General features: G+C 67.2%; 19 protein-coding genes and 1 pseudogene. 5 read left to right on the plus strand and 15 right to left on the minus strand.

Translation table 11 applies throughout. The annotated features are described in order from the left end of the window. Window positions 1–132 precede the first annotated feature (132 nt). From BMY25_RS10845 to BMY25_RS10855, 3 genes are read left to right on the plus strand one after another with little or no spacing between them, the layout of a single operon-like run. A complete protein-coding gene (locus tag BMY25_RS10845; RefSeq protein ID WP_092496663.1) occupies window positions 133–630 on the plus strand; it encodes a (2Fe-2S)-binding protein in 498 nt (165 codons plus the stop codon). Continuing rightward, on the plus strand, window positions 627–1,685 hold the full coding sequence (locus tag BMY25_RS10850) for an FAD binding domain-containing protein (protein ID WP_092496664.1): 1,059 nt from the start codon (window positions 627–629) through the stop codon (window positions 1,683–1,685). Before BMY25_RS10845 ends, BMY25_RS10850 begins: the two co-directional genes overlap by 4 nt. Continuing rightward, window positions 1,678–3,951, plus strand: a complete 2,274-nt coding sequence (locus tag BMY25_RS10855; RefSeq protein ID WP_092496665.1) for a xanthine dehydrogenase family protein molybdopterin-binding subunit — start codon at window positions 1,678–1,680, stop codon at window positions 3,949–3,951. Before BMY25_RS10850 ends, BMY25_RS10855 begins: the two co-directional genes overlap by 8 nt. Before the next feature lie 102 nt (window positions 3,952–4,053). Here BMY25_RS10855 and BMY25_RS10860 read toward each other — a convergent pair whose 3' ends face one another. From BMY25_RS10860 to BMY25_RS10890, 7 genes are read right to left on the minus strand one after another with little or no spacing between them, the layout of a single operon-like run. Continuing rightward, window positions 4,054–4,509 (minus strand): group III truncated hemoglobin, encoded by a 456-nt coding sequence (locus BMY25_RS10860; protein ID WP_238858278.1) that lies wholly within the window; start codon window positions 4,507–4,509, stop codon window positions 4,054–4,056. Window positions 4,510–4,537: 28 nt separating this feature from the next. Next, window positions 4,538–5,356, minus strand: a complete 819-nt coding sequence (locus BMY25_RS10865; RefSeq protein ID WP_092496666.1) for a c-type cytochrome — start codon at window positions 5,354–5,356, stop codon at window positions 4,538–4,540. Continuing rightward, on the minus strand, window positions 5,356–6,978 hold the full coding sequence (locus tag BMY25_RS10870) for a b(o/a)3-type cytochrome-c oxidase subunit 1 (protein ID WP_092496667.1): 1,623 nt from the start codon (window positions 6,976–6,978) through the stop codon (window positions 5,356–5,358). Before BMY25_RS10870 ends, BMY25_RS10865 begins: the two co-directional genes overlap by 1 nt. Further along, window positions 6,968–7,531, minus strand: coding sequence for a cupredoxin domain-containing protein (locus tag BMY25_RS10875; protein ID WP_428976961.1), 564 nt, complete (start codon window positions 7,529–7,531; stop codon window positions 6,968–6,970). Before BMY25_RS10875 ends, BMY25_RS10870 begins: the two co-directional genes overlap by 11 nt. Before the next feature lie 11 nt (window positions 7,532–7,542). After that, complete coding sequence (locus tag BMY25_RS10880; protein ID WP_092496668.1) at window positions 7,543–7,722, minus strand: hypothetical protein; 180 nt, start codon at window positions 7,720–7,722, stop codon at window positions 7,543–7,545. 7 nt (window positions 7,723–7,729) lie between these two features. Then, window positions 7,730–9,082 (minus strand): c-type cytochrome, encoded by a 1,353-nt coding sequence (locus tag BMY25_RS10885; RefSeq protein ID WP_238858280.1) that lies wholly within the window; start codon window positions 9,080–9,082, stop codon window positions 7,730–7,732. An 11-nt stretch (window positions 9,083–9,093) separates the two neighbouring features. Next, window positions 9,094–9,708 carry a c-type cytochrome gene (locus BMY25_RS10890; protein ID WP_428976962.1) on the minus strand — a complete coding sequence of 205 codons (615 nt, stop codon included), beginning with the start codon at window positions 9,706–9,708 and terminating at the stop codon, window positions 9,094–9,096. 369 nt (window positions 9,709–10,077) lie between these two features. Between BMY25_RS10890 and BMY25_RS10895 the strand changes: the two genes are divergently transcribed. Next, window positions 10,078–10,803 (plus strand): Crp/Fnr family transcriptional regulator, encoded by a 726-nt coding sequence (locus BMY25_RS10895; RefSeq protein WP_238858281.1) that lies wholly within the window; start codon window positions 10,078–10,080, stop codon window positions 10,801–10,803. A gap of 373 nt (window positions 10,804–11,176) precedes the next feature. Here BMY25_RS10895 and BMY25_RS21155 read toward each other — a convergent pair whose 3' ends face one another. Beyond that, a complete protein-coding gene (locus BMY25_RS21155) occupies window positions 11,177–11,545 on the minus strand; it encodes a cyclic nucleotide-binding domain-containing protein (RefSeq protein ID WP_238858282.1) in 369 nt (122 codons plus the stop codon). Window positions 11,546–11,550: 5 nt separating this feature from the next. Here BMY25_RS21155 and BMY25_RS10905 point away from each other — a divergent pair. Further along, window positions 11,551–12,098 (plus strand): annotated as a pseudogene (locus tag BMY25_RS10905) (GTP 3',8-cyclase MoaA family protein); the annotation flags it as partial. A gap of 20 nt (window positions 12,099–12,118) precedes the next feature. On the opposite strand, the gene BMY25_RS10910 reads toward BMY25_RS10905, so the two are convergent. The 7 genes from BMY25_RS10910 to BMY25_RS10940 all read right to left on the minus strand — a co-directional run bounded on the left by BMY25_RS10910 (window position 12,119) and on the right by BMY25_RS10940 (window position 19,086). Beyond that, a complete protein-coding gene (locus BMY25_RS10910; RefSeq protein ID WP_092496671.1) occupies window positions 12,119–12,544 on the minus strand; it encodes an Lrp/AsnC family transcriptional regulator in 426 nt (141 codons plus the stop codon). Window positions 12,545–12,635: 91 nt separating this feature from the next. Beyond that, a complete protein-coding gene (locus BMY25_RS10915; protein WP_092496775.1) occupies window positions 12,636–13,361 on the minus strand; it encodes an SDR family oxidoreductase in 726 nt (241 codons plus the stop codon). Between the two features lie 67 nt (window positions 13,362–13,428). Next, window positions 13,429–14,517: an alcohol dehydrogenase catalytic domain-containing protein gene (locus tag BMY25_RS10920; RefSeq protein ID WP_092496672.1), complete on the minus strand. Its 1,089-nt coding sequence runs from the start codon at window positions 14,515–14,517 to the stop codon at window positions 13,429–13,431. A 35-nt stretch (window positions 14,518–14,552) separates the two neighbouring features. Continuing rightward, entirely contained in the window at window positions 14,553–15,575 is a 1,023-nt protein-coding gene (locus BMY25_RS10925; protein WP_092496673.1) for an ABC transporter permease, read from the minus strand. Beyond that, window positions 15,562–17,073: a sugar ABC transporter ATP-binding protein gene (locus tag BMY25_RS10930; protein ID WP_092496674.1), complete on the minus strand. Its 1,512-nt coding sequence runs from the start codon at window positions 17,071–17,073 to the stop codon at window positions 15,562–15,564. The genes BMY25_RS10925 and BMY25_RS10930 overlap by 14 nt, the downstream gene beginning before the upstream one ends. Window positions 17,074–17,158: 85 nt before the next feature. Next, on the minus strand, window positions 17,159–18,076 hold the full coding sequence (locus BMY25_RS10935; protein WP_092496675.1) for an ABC transporter substrate-binding protein: 918 nt from the start codon (window positions 18,074–18,076) through the stop codon (window positions 17,159–17,161). A 125-nt stretch (window positions 18,077–18,201) separates the two neighbouring features. After that, entirely contained in the window at window positions 18,202–19,086 is an 885-nt protein-coding gene (locus tag BMY25_RS10940; protein WP_092496676.1) for an AraC family transcriptional regulator, read from the minus strand. Between the last annotated feature and the right edge of the window lie 195 nt (window positions 19,087–19,281).

Here is a 19,281-nt window from a genome sequence, read left to right on the forward strand (position 1 = left end):
CCCATCGAAGTTCGAGCCGCCCGGCACCCGCGCTCTGCGTCACCGTGCCGCCGGACGACACGATGACCAGAACTTCACCGCAGCGCCCACGGCGCTGCTCCCTCTTCAGTACAGCTCTGATCGGAGCAACGCATGAGTTTTTCGATCACTCTCACCGTGAACGAGGTGGCGCGCACGGTCACCCTCGACGACCCCCGCGTGACCCTGCTGGACCTCCTGCGCGAGCGGCTGGATCTCACCGGCACCAAGAAGGGTTGCGATCGCGGCCAGTGCGGCGCCTGCACCGTGCTGGTGGATGGCCGCCGCATCAACTCGTGCCTGGCGCTGGCGATCAGCCATGACGGGGCGCAGATCCGCACCATCGAAGGACTGGCGAAGGGCGACGAGCTTCATCCCGTTCAGGCCGCCTTCATCGCCCATGACGGTTTCCAGTGCGGCTTCTGCACGCCCGGCCAGATCATGAGCGCTGTCGGCCTGATCGAGGAAGCGCAGGCGGGCGCCGATCCCGAGCGCGTGCGCGAGGGCATGAGCGGCAATCTCTGCCGCTGCGCCGCCTATGCCGGCATCACCCGGGCGGTGCTGGACGCGCAGGAGCGCATGGCCGGAGCCGGACGAAAGGACGCCGCATGAAGACCTTCGATTACGTCCGCCCCGCAACGATCCCGGAAGCGGTCGCCGCGGCATCCGCCCCCGGAGCCGCCTACCTCGCCGCCGGCACCAACCTTGTCGACCTGATGAAGGGCGGCATCGCCCAGCCCGGCCGGCTGGTCGACATCGGCCATCTGCCCGGCCTCGACCGTATCGAGCATATGCCGGATGGCGGCGTCCGTATCGGCGCGCTGGTTCGCAATGCCGATCTCGCCTACGACCGGGACTTCGCCCGCCGGTTCCCGGCAGTCGCCGAAGCGCTTCTGTCCGGTGCCTCGCCGCAGCTCCGCAATGCCGCGACCGTCGGCGGCAACCTGATGCAGCGGACCCGCTGCGCCTATTTCTACGACCTCGCCAGCGCCTGCAACAAACGCGAGCCCGGCAGCGGCTGCGATGCGCTGGGCGGCGAGAACCGTTTGCACGCCGTGCTCGGCTGGAGCGAAAGCTGCATTGCCACGCATCCTTCCGACTTCTGCGTGCCGCTTGTCGCCCTCAATGCGACGGTGGAGATCGAAGGCGCGGCGGGACGGCGCGAAGTGCCCGTGGAAAGCTTCCACCGCCTGCCCGATGGCCATCCGGAGCGCGACAGCGTGCTGGAGCCGGGCGAACTCATCACCGGCGTGCGCCTGCCGGCCGAGGCGGCGGGTTTCGCCGGCCACGCGCGTTACCTCAAGGTCCGCGAGCGCACGTCCTATGCCTTCGCCGTGGTCTCCGCCGTGGCGGCGCTGCGGATCGAGGACGGCGCCATCGCCGAGGCCCGCATCGCGCTGGGCGGCGTCGCGCTGAAACCGTGGCGGGTGCGCGACGCGGAGGCGAGCCTTGCCGACGCGCGGCCGGATGCGCCCGCCTTCCGCGAAGCCGCCCGGATCGCGCTCGCAGATGCCCGTCCCTCCGGCGAGAACGGCTTCAAGATCGAGCTCGCCCGCCGCATCGTGACGCGCGCGCTCACCCTGGCCGCCGCTGGAACGCCCGACCGGGTGCCGGCGCTTCCGGCCTCTCCCTTCGCCCCCGTTCCCGGAGAACTGTCGCATGTCTGAGATTTCGCTGACGCAGAATCCGGCCCATGTCCGGCACGGCTCCAATGTCGGGCAGCCGCTGACCCGGCGAGACGGGCTTCTCAAGGTCACGGGTGCGGCGCGCTATGCCGCCGATAATCACCCGGAAAGCATGGTCTATGCCGCGCTGGCCGTGAGCAGCATCGCACGCGGCCGCGTCACGGCACTGGATGTCGCGGCGGCGAAGGCCCATCCCGGCGTCATCGATGTCATGACGCCGGAGAACCGGCCACCGCTCGCCGAAGATCCGGACGCCAAGAACCACCCCTTTATGTTCCGGCTCGACGTCCTGCAGAACGATCGGGTGCGCTACCCCAACCAGCCGATCGCCGTGGTGATCGCGGACACGCTGGAAGCGGCGACCGAGGGCGCGGCGCTGCTGGCGCCCCGCTACGATGTCGAGCCGGCGCGAGTCGGGCTGGACGGGAACGAGGTCTTCACGCCGCAGGGCGTCGGCGTCGGCAACCCGCCGAACGACAGCCATGGCGATGTGGAGGCGGGTCTTGCGGCCGCATCCCGCCGCGTCGAGGCGACTTACGAGACGCCGGCCCAGTACCACAATCCGATGGAGCCGCATGCCATCGTCGCCGCCTGGGACGGGGACAGGCTCTCCATCGATACTCCCACGCAGGGCCTTGCGATGGCGGTCGGCCGGGTCGCCGGCCTGTTCGGCATCGCGCCGGAAGACATCCACATCCGCAGCCCGTTTCTCGGCGGCGGCTTCGGCGGCAAGGGCGTGATGTCCGGCCCCCAGGTGCTCGGCATCCTGGCGGCGCGGATGGTGGGGCGGCCGGTCAAGCTGGTGCTGCGCCGCGAGCAGATGTACGGCCCCGTCGGCCATCGCGGCCCGACCCGGCAGACCCTGCGGCTCGGCACGGCCGGGGACGGCGCGTTGACGGCGCTGGCGCACCACACCCGGACCGCGTCCAGCACGTTCGACGACTTCTTCGAGCCCGCTTCCAATGCGTCCCACACGCTTTATGCGAGCCCGGCAATCGCGACCAGCCATGATGGGGTGCGGCTGGATACGGGAACGCCGATGTTCATGCGAGCGCCCGGCGAGGCCACGGGTTCGCTCGCGCTGGAAGGCGCCCTCGACGAAATGGCGGAAGCCTGCGGCATGGATCCGCTGGATTTCCGGCTGAAGAACTATGCCGAAGTGGAGCCGACATCGGGCAAGCCGTTCTCCTCCAAGGCGCTGCGCGAATGCTATGCGCAGGGTGCCGAGCGCTTCGGCTGGGCGGCCCGTCCGCTGCAGCCTCGACAGATGCGGGACGCCTCCGGCCTGCTGGTCGGCTGGGGCATGGGCACGGCGACCTTTCCCGCGCTGATGTTCCAGGCCGAGGCGCGCGCCGCCATCAAGAGCGACGGCACCGGACTGATGGAAACCGGCGCGCAGGACATGGGGCAGGGCGCCTGGACCGCTCTGGCGCAGATCGCCGCCGACGGGCTCGGCCTCGACATCGACCAGGTGGAATTCAGGGCGGGCACCTCCGACCTGCCGGACGCCGGTATCGCCGGCGGCTCGGGTCACACCGCAACCGCCGGCATGGCCCTGCACGATGCCGGCGCGAAGGTGATCGCCCGGCTCGCCGACCTCGCGACCTCGGCCGAGAACTCGCCCCTGTTCGGGGCCGGGAATGCCGGCGTGGTCGCCCGCGACGGCAGGCTCTTCCGTCGCGACGACGAGAGCCGCAGCGAAAGCTATGCCGACATCCTCGCCCGTGCGGGACTCCCCGAGATCGAGGCGCGGGGCAAGAGCGCGGCCGATCCGGCGGTGCGGAACGCCTACGCCATGCATGCGCACGGTGCGGTCTTCGCCGAGGTCAAGGTCCATCCTGAGCTCGGCCAAATCCGCGTGACGCGGCTGGTCGGCGCCTTCGCGGCGGGCCGCGTGATCAATCCGCGCATGGTGGAGAGCCAGTATCTCGGCGGCATGATCTGGGGCGTGTCGTTCGCACTGCACGAGCATGCGATCACGGACAGGCGTTCCGGCCGCATCATGAACGCGAACCTCGCGGAGTACCATGTGCCGGTCAACGCCGACATTCCGTCCGTGGAAGCCATCCTGGTCGAGGAACACGATCCCCACGTCAACGCGCTCGGCATCAAGGGCGTGGGCGAGATCGGGGTCACCGGCACGGCAGGCGCCATCGCCAACGCGGTCTGGCACGCGACGGGCATTCGCGTCCGGCATTTGCCGATCGGGCTGGAGGGCCTGCTCGCGGGCGGCCTCGGGGACGCCTGACAAGGGTCTTGCGGCCCCTGTCGTGACACTGTCGTGACAGCAAAAGGACGGCCGGCATCGCCGGCCGCCCCGTCGGCCGGTGCGGTCGGCTTGGTTATCCGTCTAGATCCGGGGCGCGACGATCTGGCCGCGGCTGGTCGCGACGCCCATTTCAAGGCTGTTGGCGATCCGGTTCGCCCGCTCGACGAAGTGTTCGGCAGCGGCGGGCGGGCAGACTTCGCGGGCCGTCTCGCCGAAGATCGCGAGCCAGCGGGAGAAGGCGGCCTGGTCCAGCGGCAGCGGCATGTGAACCCGCATGGGCGTGCCGTGATAGCGCCCGGTCATCAGGGCCACCGAGGACCAGAAGTCGCAGAGCTTGGCGATGTGGGCTTCCCAATCGGCGATGTGGGCGTCGAAGATGGGGCCGATAAGCGGGTCCTGCCGGGCCCGTCCGTAAAAGGCGCGGACCAGCTTTTCGATCATGAGGTCGTCGATGCCGGTGCGCCCCGCGATCTCGGCGGTGATCTGCGCCCGCCGGTCCGGACCGCCGGCAACGACCTTCAGATTCGGGGAAGACACTGCGAGCTCACTCCGTGGACGATGCGCCTCAGCGCATCGTTGTATGGATCCCGGTCGGGGACTGCGAGGCGTAATAATCCGCCGCCTGCTGAATTTCCTCCGGCGTCATCGCGCGGGCGACGTTGCGCATCTGCTGGCTGATGTCGTTGCGCCGGTCGCCCCTGGCGAACATTTCCAGTTGCGTCCGGATATAGACGGCCGACTGGCCTTCCAGCCACGGGCTGCCCGTCTTGTTGTCGATCCGGCCATGACAGGAGCCGCAGGGCGCGATGCCGCGCAGCGGCGCGCCATTGATCACGATGCGCGGCTGCGGCTGGTCGGAGGCCGGATGGTAGCCGGGCAGGCGCGGGAGGTAGGCATAATAGGCCGCGACGTCCTTCATGTCCTGGTCGCTGAGCTTCACCGCGAAGGGGGTCATCACGGCATTCACCCGCGCGCCCGACTTGAAGTCCTGCAATTGCTTGAAGACGACGCTCGCATACTGGCCGGCGAGGTTGGGCGATTGCGCCTGGCTGACGCCGCTCGGACCATGGCAGATCGCGCATTGCAGGGCGATCGTCGCGCCCCGGCCGATGGATTCGGCCGGGGGGTGGGAGAGCATGCCGGAGGTCAGGACCACATCGGATGTCTTGAAGCCCGGCTCGATCGGGGCCGAGGCCGAGCGCGCCGTCGGCACGCCGGCGGCGCTGCAGATCGCGTCCCAGATGCCGGCGAACTTGATGTCCTTCTGCGCGTAGGGCAGCAGGATCATGCCGAGCGCCGCGACCAGCAGCACCAGGGCGGCCGTCAGGCTCACGCTGATCACGAACCAGGGATTGCGGCGGGAGAACAGAGGTTCGCTGGCCATCATCGCGCTCCCACATAGACCGCAGGCACCGACGTATCCTTGCGCACGGCGAGATCGAAGATCGGGAAGGCGTAGTTGGTCAGCGTCAGCGCGATCATCAGGCCGACCCAGAGCCCGTGGCTGTTGAGGGCCACCGGCACCCGCACCGGCGGATGGACCGCGACGCTGAACCGGTATTCCCCGGCCTGCGTGCGCGGCGTCATCATTCCGCGCGCCAGCACGGCGAGGAACATGAAGCCGGAGATGACCAGGATGAAGCCGCCGAAGGCGGAGACGATCACCGAGATCGCCTCGGGCTGGAGCTCGGGGCTGGTATAGTCGAAGAAGGCCATGCGCCTTGGCATGCCGAGAATGCCCACCCAGTGCCACGGGAAGGTGGTCACGATCATGCCGATGAACCAGAGCCAGAGCTGCGCGCGCATCAGCCGGAGATCGGTCAGCGCCCGGCCCGTCAGGTGGGGCCACAGGTCGTAGGCGATCGCGAAATACATGATCACGATCGCGCCGCCGAAGATCAGGTGGAAATGGCCCGTGATCCACTGGGTGTTATGGATCGTCGTATCCAGCTGGTAGCTCATGTTGATGAGCCCGCCCGCGCCGCCGAAGCCCAGCATGACGAAGGAGAAGGCGACGGCCAGCATGATCGGGTTCTGCCAGGGCAGGACCTTGAGCCAGCCGAAGATGCCCTTGCCGCCGCGCAGCCTGCCCGCGATTTCGACCGAGGCGCAGATCGTGAAGACGGTCAGGAGCGTCGGCAGGGCCACCAGCGCCGTGAAGGCTGAATGGATGAACTTGAAGCCGGCACCGACTTCCGGATCGGCGAAGACGTGGTGGATGCCGATCGGCATGGCGACCACCAGGAACAGGATGAACGAGATCCGCGCCATGGTGTCGGAGTAGAGCTTGCCGCCGATCGCCCGCGGCACGATCGTGTAATAGGCGATATAGGTCGGCATCAGCCAGAAATAGACGATCGCGTGCAGCGTCCAGGAGAAGAACACGCGGCTGAGGCCGGCGTCGATCGTGTGCTTGAAGCCGAGCGCCACAGGCAGGATCTGCAGCAGCACTTCCAGCGCCGCGCCGATGGCGGTCCAGCCCCACAAATAGGATCCGGCCACATTGGCGAACATCGCCAGCGGCACCGGCACGCCGGGGTTGGCGCGCTTCCAGACCCGCAGGTTGATCGACATCAGCGCGACCCAGATCCACGAGCCGACGACCAGCAGCACGACGCCGATATAGAAGAGCGGGTTGGCGATCAGCGGCGGGTAGAAGGTGTAGAGCACCGAGGCCCAGCCGAGCGACACCGGGATCATCGCGACGACGGCGCCGCCGGCGACCAGGAAGAAGGACGCCCAGGCCCAGCGCGGGCCGACCAGCGGCTGCTTCAGCGCCAGCTGGCTGATCGCATAGCCGAAGCCCATCGCGATCAGCGTCGGGAAGGCATAGCCCATCACCGTGCCGTGCGCCGTCAGCGAGCGGTAATAGAGTTCGGGATTGCTCAGCCAGGGATGCAGCGGGCTGCGGATGTACATCTGCCATGCGCCAAGCAGCAGCGCGACGCCGAAAAGCACGAAGGCGAGGAGAAAATGGGCAAGGACGAGCCGCTTGTTACTTAACACAGGTCAGCCTCCGGTTGTCGGTGCTCATGGCGCGGAACGTGTCCTTGTCGACGACCTGAACCTTGCCCCACATGCCTTCGTGGCCGACGCCGCAGAATTCCTGGCAGGGCATGAGATGGTCGCCGGGCTCCTTGAAGCGGGCGTTCATGACGGAGACGTAGCCCGGCACCAGCATGGTGTTGATGTTGGTGCCCTCGATCAGGATGCCATGCACCACGTCGGCGCTGGTGGCGCGGAGGGTGACCGGCGTGTCGGCCGGCACCACGACGCATTGCGGGGTGAAGGAATATTGCTGGCCGATGGCGCGCACGGTGACGCTGCCATCGGGCTCCACGGCGCTGCCGAGATTGCTCTCGATGAACTCGCCGGAGAGATGCAGGGTTGATGGATCGGCCGTCTCCACCCGCGCCTGCGGCATGGTGGCCTGATGGATGCCGGCGAAGGCCGCCATGGCGGCGAGCAGCACGATGATGGCGACCGACAGGGTCGCCCAGCGCTTCTCGATCCGCGCCGCGATCAGCGCGCTGGGACTGTGCCCGTGCTCGCTCTGGATGTCTTCAGAACTCACAGGGCAGCTCCGCGGGGCACGAATACGAAGAGATAGAAGGCGAACCAGATCAGGACGACGATCGCGGTGGCGATGCCGGCCAGCACGAGGGCGCCGCGAGGTCCGGCCTCCACGATGCGGTCGACGGCCTCGTCGTCGGACGGAGTGGTGGCGACGGAAGGAGCTGAATTGAGCATCGAGGCCTCAGTCGAGCGGGGCGGAGCGAAGGGCGTTGGCGTCGGCGGCGGACACGGGTGCGCCGCGATTGCCCCAGGACGTGCGGATGTAGGTGACGACGGCGGCGATCTCGTTGTCGGAGAGCGACTGCGCGAAGGGCGGCATGCCATAGGGATGCGGATTGCCCGACGTGCCCGGCGGATAGCCGCCGTTCAGCACCATGCGGATCGGGTTCACGGCCGAGCCCATCTGGATCGACTGGTTGCCGGCCAGCGGCGGATAATGCGGGGGCATGCCCTTGCCCTCGGCGCCGTGGCAGCTGGCGCACTGGCGGTCGTAGACCGTCTTGCCGAGCGACAGCAGCAGGCTGCTTTCGGTGGTCGGCAGCGGCGAGGCGGCCGGCTCCGGCGGCGTGCCCTGCGCCAGGCTCTTGAGGTACACGGCCATGGCGCGGGTATCCTCGTCGGACAGGTACTGCAGGCTGTTGTAGACCACCTCGGCCATCGGCCCGTAGACCACGCCGCGATGCGAGACGCCGCTTTTCAGCAGGTCGGCGATGTCCTTGATGCTCCAGTCGCCGAGGCCGGCCTCCTTGTTGGAGGTGAGCGAGGGGGCGTACCAGTTCTGCATCGGGATGAGGCCGCCCTGGAAGGCCTTCGATTCCGAGCTGCCGCCGAGCGCGTTGATCGCCGTGTGGCACATGCCGCAATGGCCGAGGCCCTCGACGAGGTAAGCACCGCGGTTCCACTCGTCCGACTGCTTCGGATCGGGCCTGAAGGTGCCCTCGCTGAAGAACAGCGTGCGCCAGCCGAGGATCAGCGAGCGGTTGTTGTAAGGGAACTGCAAGTCGTGCGGCCGGTCGGCCTGGCGAACCGGCGGGATCGTCCGGAGATAGGCGAAGATCGCATCGCTGTCTTCACGCGTGACCTTGGTATAGGACGTGAAGGGCATCGCCGGATACAGCAGGCCGCCATCGGGGAAGCGGCCCTCGTGCATGGTCTTGTAGAAATCGTCCGCCGTCCACTTGCCGATCCCGGTTTCCGGATCCGGCGTGATGTTGGACGTATAAAGCGTGCCGAACGGCGTCGGCATGGCGCGTCCGCCGGAGAAGAGCTTGCCTTCCGGGGTGGTGTGGCAGGCGACGCAATCGCCGGCGCGGGCGAGATACTCGCCCTTGGCGACGAGATCCCCGCCGACGCCGACGCGCGTCTGGGCCGGCGCGGCTGGCTGGGTTGGCGCCGGCGGCTGGCTCTGGGCCTGCGTCGGTGTGGCCCCCGACGTTTGTGCCGGATTTTGGGCGAGCGCCGCCGTGGAAGCTGCCAGCGCCAGCGCCAGCGCCAGGCCGGACAAGACTTTCTTGAAGAGGTGCGAAGGTTTCAAGCGTCCTCTCCTCATCGGGTGGGCTCGCTGCCGCAGGCGAAAGGCAGCGCGTAGCTGCCCTGCGCGGCGGGCGAGGATTCCTTGGGGGCGGGTTGCGCCGACAGGTAGGCGGCGATGGCCCTCACGTCGTCTTCGGTCAGATGGCCGGCGACGATCTGCATGCAGTCCGGCGCGATGGCCGTGCGCGTGCCGTAGCGCCAGGCGCCGAGCTGCGCGCTGATATAGGACGCTCGCAGGCCGAGCAGGCCGGGAATGCCGGGCTCCATGCCGGTCAGCGACGGACCGTGGCAGCTGGAGCAGGCCGGGATCTCGTGGGCATAGTCGCCCTGCGTCACCAGCGTCCTGCCGCGCTCCATCACCTCCGGGCTTGCATCCACGACGGCGGGGGCCGGCAGCGGCGGATGCTGGGCCGCGAAGTAATCGGCCATGTTCTTCAGATAGTCCGGCGGCAGGAACTCCAGAAGATAGTTCATCGGCGGGTAGTGCCGCCGCCCGTTCCGGAAGGCCAGCAGCTGATTGTTGAGGTAGCCCGAAGGCTTTCCCGCCAGCCGGGGGAAGTACGGGTCGCTGGTTCCCTGGCCGTTGGCGCCATGACATGGCGTACAGGCCTGGACGCGCGCCTCCATCGTGTCGGGAGCGGCCTCCGGCTGTTGCGCCTGGGCCCCCGCGAGCGGAGCTGCTGAAAGAGCGAGCCAGACCAGCACTCGCTTAAATCGAATTATCACCGTGCACATCTCCACGATGCGTTCACGGAGACTTTACGCGGGATTGATCGGGTCTCTTTGCTTTCGAGCAAAGAGGCGTTTCGACAGGAATGACGGAAGGTCGCACCTCGTTTTTTGATGGAGATCAATGCGGGCGCTCTACAAAGTCCTAGGCCTGCAAGTTGAGGAGTGCTCGCGGCGGTCGCTTGTCATGGCGAAAGCCGCGCAACCGCAGCGAAATCTACCGCGCCGTCTCGATAAGTCCGCAAGAACGGACATGGGCGCCGGTTGATGCTGCAGAGACAGATCATGGATCAGCCGATGACCCCCGTCCGGACGGAGGGGACGCTTCTGGCCGGCCTCGGCCCCGAGGCTCTGAAAGCCCTGTCGGCGCGATCCGTGCAACGGACCTTCGCGGCGAACGCGCACCTGTTTCATCAAGGCGACCTGCCGACCCATCTGTTTCAGGTCTGCACCGGCCTCGTGAAGGTCGTGCAGATCAGCGCCGGCGGCGCGCAGACCACCTTGCACATCATGGGGCCGGGCGAGCTGATTGGCTGCCTGGCGGTGGTCCAGCAGTTTCCGTTTCCCGCCAGCGCGGTTGCCAGCCAGGACACGGTGGTCCTGTCCTGGCCGGCGCCGCAGCTGCGCGACCTGATGAACCAGTTTCCCTCCATCGCGGCCAATGTGCTGCGCGAGGTCGGCGCCAGGGCGCAGGAGATGGCCGACCGCGTGGTCGACATGCTGCACAAGGACGTGGAGCAGCGCATCGCCGGCGTGCTCCTCAGGCTGTCCTCCCGCGTCGGGGAGGTCTGCGAGCAAGGCGTGCGGCTCGATTTCCCGATCACCCGCAAGGATGTCGGCGAGCTTGCCGGGGCCACCTATTTCACGGTGAGCCGAACGCTGGGCGAGTGGCAGAAGCAGGGCATCGTCTGCACCGGTCGCGAGCGCATCATGATCGTGGCGCCCGACAGGCTGGCGCAGATCGCCGGCGGCTCGTCCTTCGCCTCCGGCTGAGCGGCAGCCGGAGCGGCCCGCAGCTCCGTCCCGGGCTCAACCGCTGGAAGTCGCCGAGGTCCCTCGCGTCGATCAGCGGATCGGGCGCGCATTCCGCGGCCAGCTTCTCCACATCGTTGATCAGGATCGTCTGTCCCGCCACGTTGATGCCGTGCTTTCCAGCTTCGACAGGGCGCGGGAAAAAAGGATTCGCGCGTCACGCCCAGTTCCCATGCGATCAGCGTCTTCTCATAGGGCAGGGCGACCCTGTCCGGCGTGCCCTGCCGTTCCGCCAGCGCCAGCAGGTAGCAGCCGACGCGCTGGGTCGACGAGCGCAGCTTCAGGTTCTTGATCTGCCGCACCATGCGGCGAAACTGCTGGGCGAGGCTGCCGGTCACCGCCTGCGCCAGCGCCGGCTCGCCACCGACTCGCGAAACACGCCCGCATGGATCAGCAATAGACGCGCGGGCTCCGGCGCGCGCGCCTGCATCAGGTAGGGCGCGCCGCTTACCACCGCGGCCGGGATGATCAGGTCCGGCCCCCTCACCGCCTCGATCAGCACCTCGCGCCTCTCCGAAGACTGGCCGAGAAGCTGGATCGACCCGGCCAGCACGACGAGCTGGAAATTCGGGATCTCACCCTGCTCGAAGAGCACGGTGCCGGCGGCGACGCTGTGCTGGATGGCATTGGCCAGGAGTTCGGCCCGCTTTTTCGCCGGGATCGCGCACAGGAGCGGCAGTTCCTCCGGCGCTAACTCCACCATGTGCAGCCCCTCGGGAAGCGGGGCTGCGGGTCAAGATCAACGCCGTCGCGCTGAAGGGCATCACCGAAAGCGAGCTCCACGATCTCGTCGCCTTCACGCACGGGCAGGGCATGGATCTCACCCTTTTCGAGACCCTGCCGCTCGGCGATATTGGCGCGGACCGCACCGACCAGTATCTGCCGTTGACGGAGCTCCGCCGCGCGATCGAGATGCGCTGGACGCTGACCGACACGGCCGAGCGCACGGGTGGCCCGGCCCGCTATGCCGCGTCGCGGAAACCGGCGGCCGCATCGGCTTCATCACGCCGATGACGCATACCTTCTGCGAAACCTGCAACCGCGTCCGGGTCAGCGCGACGGGCACGCTTTACACCTGCCTCGGGCATGAAGACCGGATGGACCTCAAGGCGGCACTGCGCGGCTCGGAAGGCGACAAGGCGCTCAACCGGGCGATCGACGCCGGCATCCGGGCCAAGCCGGCCGGCCACGATTTCCAGATCGATCGCGGCGGAAAGCCAGCCCTCGGCCGCCACATGTCGGCGCCGGGCGGCTAGGCTCTCAGGCTTCTCGCGTCTTAGACGGAACTCAGCAGGATGCTGGTTTCGCTGTTCAGGATGCCGTCGATCATGCGGACCTCGCGCAGCACGCGGTCGAAATCCTGCAGCGAGGAGGCGCGCAGTTCCGCCACCAGATCCCAGGCGCCATTGGTCGTGTGCAGCGAGTGAAGCTCGGGCATGCCGCGCAGCTTCTTGATGATCGCGGTCGTGGACTTGCCCGCTACCTCGATCATCATCACCGCGCGGATCGCGCCCTCGTCATTGTCCTGCCGCACGCGGACGGTGAAGCCCAGCACCGCGCCGCTGTCGAGCAGGCGCTCCAGCCGCGCCTGCACGGTGCCCCGCGTCACGCCCAGAATATCCGCGAGCTTGGAGATCGCCGCGCGCCCGTCGACGCGCAGCACCTCGATCAGCTTGCGGTCCAGATCATCGAGCCGATGCATCGCCCTGCTTGGTCATATCCGACATTCTGCGAGCTATAGCACGTCACCGCCGCGTTTTCGCGCGTCCTGCCCGGCAATCTGCAATCGGTGGTCAGTTGACGGAGAAGCCGCCATCCACCGGGAGCGCGACGCCGTTGACCATGGAAGCGGCGTCGCTGAGGAGAAAGGCGATGACCTCGCCCACTTCCGCCGGCTCGATGAAGCGGCCGAGCGGAATGCGGGAAAGGAGAGGACCGCTCTTGGCCGGGTCGCTCCAGGCCTTCACCGCCATCGGCGTCAGCGTCACCGTTGGATTGACCGCATTGACGCGGATGCCCTTCCGGCCGAGTTCGTTCGCCATCACCCGCGTCATGGCGTCCAGCGCGCCCTTGCTGGCGCAATAGGCGGTGTGGTCGGCAAAGCCGAAGGACGAGGACAGGCTGGAAACGTTGACGATCGCGCCGCCCAGCCCCTTGGCTAGGCGGTCGCGGGCATAGGCCTGCGACAGGATCAGCGCCGCGCGGGTGTTCACGGCATGGAGGAAGTCGAAACTCTCCACGCTGGTGTCCAGGAAGGATTCCAGGATCGTCGTGCCCGCGCAGTTGACGAGATAGTCGACCGGCATGGCTTCCTCGGCCGCCGCCAGCGCCGCGGCGGGATCGGCAAGATCAACGACCAATGTGCGGCAGCCGATTTCCTCCTTCAACGACTGGAGGTCCTCCGCCGAGCGCGTCAGCGCCACGATTTCAGCGCCCTTGCCCGCCAACAGCACGGCCGTCGTGCGGCCGATCCCCTTGCCGGCGCCGCTGACTAGAACCGACTTGCCTTTCAAACTCATCCCGAACTCCATCCCCTCGATACATGGAGCCCCGGCGCATTGGCCGGGGCTCTCTCTTACTCGAAGTCTATTCGGCCGCCTGGCGCGCGTGCGGGATGACCAGCACCTTCACCGCGTCCGGCCGGGCGGAGACTTCCAGCGCCTCGTCCCAGTCGTTGAGGTCGTAATGATGGGTGACGATGCCCTTCGATGTCACGAGCTTTCGGCTGAGGAGATCGATGGCGACGGGATAGCAATAGGGGCCGAGATGGGCGCCGCGCACGTCGAGTTCCTTGCGGTCGCCGATGATCGACCAGTCCGCGCTGGTCTCGTGGCCGAAGACGGAAAACTCCACGAAGCGTCCGAGCTTGCGGATCATCTGCAGGCCCTGCGTCACGCCGATCGGCGCGCCGGTCGCCTCGATGTAGACATCGCAGCCATAGCCGTCGGTCATCTCCTTCACGAGGGCCACCGCGTCCTGCGTCTTCGGGTTGATGGTGACGTCTGCACCGAAGCCGCGCGCCAGTGCCAGCCGCTCGTCGACCGGATCGATCACGATCAACTTCTTCGGCGTCTTGAGGTGGGCGACCTGCGCCATCATCAGGCCGAGCGGGCCGGCGCCGGCGATGACGACAACGTCGTCCAGCTGCACGTCGCCGCGATTGACGGTGTGGATCGCGCAGGCGAGCGGCTCGACGATCGCGGCGTCCTCCAGCGGCATCTCGGCCGGGATCTTGTGGACGCGGGCGTTGGCCGGGAAGCGCATGTACTCGGCCAGCCCGCCGTCGGCGCTCAGCCGCTGGAAGCCGAAGATGTCGTGCTTCTCGCACATCCAGTAGGAGCCGGAGCGGCAATAGCGGCACTTCTCGCAGGGCACGATCTGCTCGGCGATCACCATGTCGCCTTCCGCCACGCCGAAATGCTCGGCCGCGCCGGGTCCCATTTCCTCCACGAAGCCGAAGAATTCGTGCCCGGCGACGACCGGGGCCTTCACCCACGGATCGTTCCAGAACATGCCCGCGCCGGACCAGCACTTGCGGTCGGACGCGCAGATGCCGCACGCGCCGACGCGCACCAGCAGCTCGTTGGGACCGGCATCCGGCCGGGCGATCCGCTCCAGCCGGTAATCCCTGGGGCCGTGGCAGACCACGGCATTCATGGTGGTGTTCGAGTTCATGGAAACGTCTCCGAAGCGAGAGAATGGAGGAGGGGTCAGGCGCGCCGTTCGCGGCCGATAAAGATGGCGAGCAGGATGATGCCGCCCTTGATGACGTTCTGGACGTATGGGTCGAGGCCCATCATGTTCAGCCCGTTATTGAGGACGCCGAGGAGCAGTGCGCCGATCAGCGTGCCGATGACGGAGCCGCGTCCGCCGGCGATGGCGGTGCCGCCCAGCACCACGGCGGCGATGGCGTCGAGCTCGAAGCCGATGCCGGCATTGGGCTGGCCGCTCATCAGGCGGGAGGTCAGCACGATCGCGGCGATCGCGGCGGTGAGGCCGCTGACGGCATAGACGATCAGCTTGGCCCGGCCGACCTTGATGCCGGACAGGCGCGTCGCCGTCTCGTTGCCGCCGATGGCGTAGACGTAGCGGCCGAAGGGCGCGCGCTCCAGCACCACCCAGGCGACGAGATAGACGACGAGCGTGATGATGATCGGCGTCTGCACGCCCCAGACCGCGCCGTTGCCGAAGAAGCGCATCCATTTCGGCAGGCCGCTGATCGGATAGCCGCCGGAATACATCAGCGCCAGGCCACGGGCGACGCCCATGGTGGCGAGCGTCACGATGATCGGCGGCATTCGCGCATAGGCGACGAGCAGGCCGTTGAAGAGGCCGAAGCCGAAGCCCACGCCCAGGCCGACCACGAGCGCCAGCACGGGTTCGAAGCCGTGCACCATCATGCCGGCCGCGATCGTGCCGGCCAGCGCCATCACCGCGCCGACGGAAAGGTCGATGCCGCCGGTCAGGATCACGAAGGTCATGCCGACCGCGACGATGGCGTTGATGGAAACCTGCCGCATCACGTTGGTGAGGTTCGCCACGGAGAAGAAGCTCCCGCTGGCGAAGATCATGATGACGATCACCGCCACCAGCCCGATCAGCGGGAAGAAGATCGGCGAATGGCGGAAAGTCTGGAAGGGGTTGCCGACCGAAGCCGAGCCGACCGAAGCCGAACCGGACGGCAGCGGCGAAGGGTCTGCCGGGCGGGCGACGTCGAGATTATTGCTGCTCATGGGATTCACCTGCCGTCGCGAGACGCATGACGTTTTCGGGGGTGATCTGCGGGCTTTCCAGCGTGCCGACGATGCGGCCCTGCCTGAACACGGCGACGCGGTCGCACATGCCGACCACCTCCGGCAGTTCGGAGGAGATCATCACGATGGAGAGCCCCTTTGCGGTGAGGTCGCGCATGATCTGGTAGATCTCGGCCTTGGCGCCGACATCGATGCCGCGGGTGGGCTCGTCGAAGATAAGGATATCGGCGTGGTGGTCGAGCCAGCGGGCGATGACGACCTTCTGCTGGTTGCCGCCGGACAGCGTTTCCACGACGGTTTCGGTGCTGTTGGCCTTGACGCGCACGCGCCGCATGGCGTCCAACGCGCCCTGCCGCTCGCGCCCGCGGTCCACCAGCATGCCCCAGCGGCGATACTTGGCGAGGTTGTTGAGCGTGATGTTGCTGCGGACGTTGAAGGGTGTGATCAGGCCTTCCGTCTTGCGGCTTTCCGGCAGGATGCCGATGCCGTTGGCGAGCGCCTCGCTCGGATCGCGGATGGAAGCGGGCTTGCCGCGCACCTGCATCGTCTTGCGGACCGCCGGCTCGTAGCCGATCACCGCCAGCGCCGTCTCGGTGCGGCCGGAGCCGACGAGACCGGCAAAGCCCAGGATCTCCCCCTTGCGAAGCTGGAAGCTGTTGACCGGGCTGCGCTTGTCCAGTTGCAGTTCCTGCACGTCGAGCACGATCTCGTGGCTTGTCCCGACCTCTGGCTTGGGCGGAAAGCTCTTCTCGATTCGGCGGCCCACCATCATCTCGACGAGTTCGTCGACATTCGTCGCGGCAACGTCGCGGTCGCCGATCCGCCGGCCGTCGCGGAAGACGGTGATGCGGTCGCAGACCTGGAAGATCTCCTCCAGATGGTGGGAGATGAAGATCATCGCGACGCCCTGGCGCTTCAGCTCGCGCATGATGGTGAAGAGGTGCTCCGCTTCCGAGGGGGTCAGCGTCGCCGTGGGCTCGTCGAGGATCAGGATGCGCGCGTTCAGCGCCAGCGCCTTGGCGATTTCGATGAACTGCTGCTGGGCGACGCTGAGCGACGCCACCGGCATGTGCAGCGGGATCGCGACGCCGAGCCGTTGCAGGATGGCTTCCGCCTCGCCGCGCATGAGGCCCCGCTGCATCAGGCCCAGCGCGTTCCGCTTTTCGCGCCCGAGAAAGATGTTCTCGACCGCGTTCAGATGCGGGATCAGGCTGAATTCCTGGAAGACGATGCCGATGCCGGCGTGGACGGCATCCTTGTAGCCGGCGAAGTGATGTTCGACGCCGTCGATGGCGATGAGGCCGGAATCCGGCTGGTAGACCCCGCAGAGGATCTTCATCAGCGTGGACTTTCCGGCGCCGTTCTCTCCGAGCAGCGCATGGATCTCGCCGGCTTCCACCGACAGGCCGACCTCGGACAGAGCCCGGATGCCGACGAAACTCTTTGAGATGTTCTCGACCTGGAGAAGGCTGGCCATGGGTGCGTCCCTCCGATGAAGCCCCGCGCCCCGATGGCGCGAGGCCGGGCGCGGGGCAGGGCGACGGGGAAGGGCGAGGGGCCGGTTACCAGCTGAAGCCGGCGGCGTTCTTCTTGTCGACGACCTTCACGTCGATCGGCACTTCCTTCGGCACGTTGGCCCCCCAGAACTTCGCGAGCGCCATGCCGAGACCGATGCGGATCTGGTCGCGCGGGAACTGGGCCGTGGTCTCGATGAAGGAACCGCCGCCCTTGATGGCGTTGACCGCCTCGGGCGCGCCGTCCACGGAGGTGAGCTTGATATCCTTGCCGCTGGCGTCGATGGCGGACATGACGCCCATCGCGCCGCCGTCGTTGACGGAGAAGATGCCTTTCAGGTTCGGGTGCGCCTGGATCATGTTCTCGGTGACGGAAAGGGCGGTATCGCGCTCCTGCTTGCCGTTCTGCACGTCCACCAGCTTGATGCCGGACGCTTCTCCGAGCGCCGCCTTGCAGCCTTCCACGCGCTGCAGGATCGGCACGACCGGAATGCCGTCGAGGATCGCGACCTCGCCCTGGCCGCCGAGCGCCTGCGCCAGATACTTGCAGGACTGGTAGCCAGCGTCGCGGTTCTTGGAGCCGACGAAGCTGTCGACCGGGCCGGACGCGTTGGCGTCGACCGCCACCACGACGATGCCGGCGTCATCGGCCGCCTGCACGGCCTGGCCGATGCCGACGGAATCGGTCGGGTTGACGATCAGGATCTTGATGCCCTGCTGGATCATGTCCTCCACGTCGGAGATCTGCTTGGACACATCGTGGCGGGCGTCGGTAACGACGACGGTCGCGCCGATGGACTTGGCCGCGTCGTCGAGCGCCTTCTGCATGCTGACGAAATAGGGATTGTTCATCTCCTGGAAGGTCATGCCGATCTTCAGGGGAGCGTCCTGCGCGACGGCGGCGCCGCCCATGCAGGCTAAGGCGAACGTGGTGGCCGAAGCGGCCTTGAGAAGCGAACCCATCATGTGAGGTTTCCTCGTGTTTATCGTTGGTTGGTTCTTTGTCGGCCGGCGCTTTGTGCGTCCGGGTCTTCCTCGGGCATTTCCGGGGCGGGCGGCCCGGCCGTCTCCTCCTCTTCTGGCGGAGCTGTTCAGGCCGCGCTCTGCTGGGGCGCCTGGGCGGCATGCAAGGCGCGGAAACGCGACGGGGGCATGCCCTTCAGCACCAGGAACTGGTGATTGAAATTGGAAAGGTTGTTGAAGCCGACGTCGAAGCAGATGTCCGTCACCGCCTGGTCCGGCTCGCTCATCAGGAGCTGGCAGGCGAGATTGATCCTGAGCCGGTTGACGTACTGCACCGGCGTCATCCCCGTGTGGCGTCGGAACGAGCGGCAGAAGGCGCTGGGGCTCTGGCCCGCGATGCCGGCAAGGTCGGCCATGCTTTCCCGCTCGGTCAGGTGGCGGGAGAGGTGGTCGAGAACCCGGTTGATCGGGGCCGACAGATAGGCGGAGGGATCGGGCTGGTAGCCGCAGCCGACCAGGGTCGCGGGGCGTGGGCCATGCAGCAGCGCATCGAGGATGCCCATGAACAGCGCGATCCGCCTCGGTCCCTGCGCGTCGATCAGTTCCGCCAGCCACGGCTTCACGATCTCGGCCGTCGCGGGGGAAAAGAGCAGCCCGCGCCGGCTGCGCTCCAGCATGCCTTCGAAGCAGGCGAGTTCGGGAAACGCCGCCATGCACGTCTGGATGAAGGCTTCGGGAAACTGGAGGATCAGCCCGCGCCGCTCGATGGTCGTGCCCTCCGGCACGTTGCTCACCCAGTTGTGCGGCAGGTTGGGCCCGGTCATCAGCAAATTGCCGGGCTCGAAATCGCCGATGAAGTCGCCGACGAAATAGCGGCCCGACGTCTCCACCACGAGGTGAATCTCGTATTCCGGATGGAAATGCCAGCGCACCGTGCGAAAGGGATAGCCATGCGACCAGGCCTTGAAGGACTCGCCCGGGCTGAGCTGAACCACCTCCAGATCGGGCTTCATGCTTCCCTCCCCCGATATGCGTTTTGTAACGTTCTTGGCCGGCCCTTCTTCTGGCCGACGCTTCTTTCGGGAAAGGATTAAGGATGCGGCGGCTGCCCCGCTACCGCGTTTCCGCTGTGGGGCCGATGGTTTTTTGATCTTCCGGGCCGCGAAATCCGCAAGCGTTCGGTTTCGTGCAGATCAGCCATGCTGCCG

Source organism: Faunimonas pinastri, assembly GCF_900110915.1.
Taxonomy (GTDB): domain Bacteria; phylum Pseudomonadota; class Alphaproteobacteria; order Rhizobiales; family Afifellaceae; genus Faunimonas; species Faunimonas pinastri.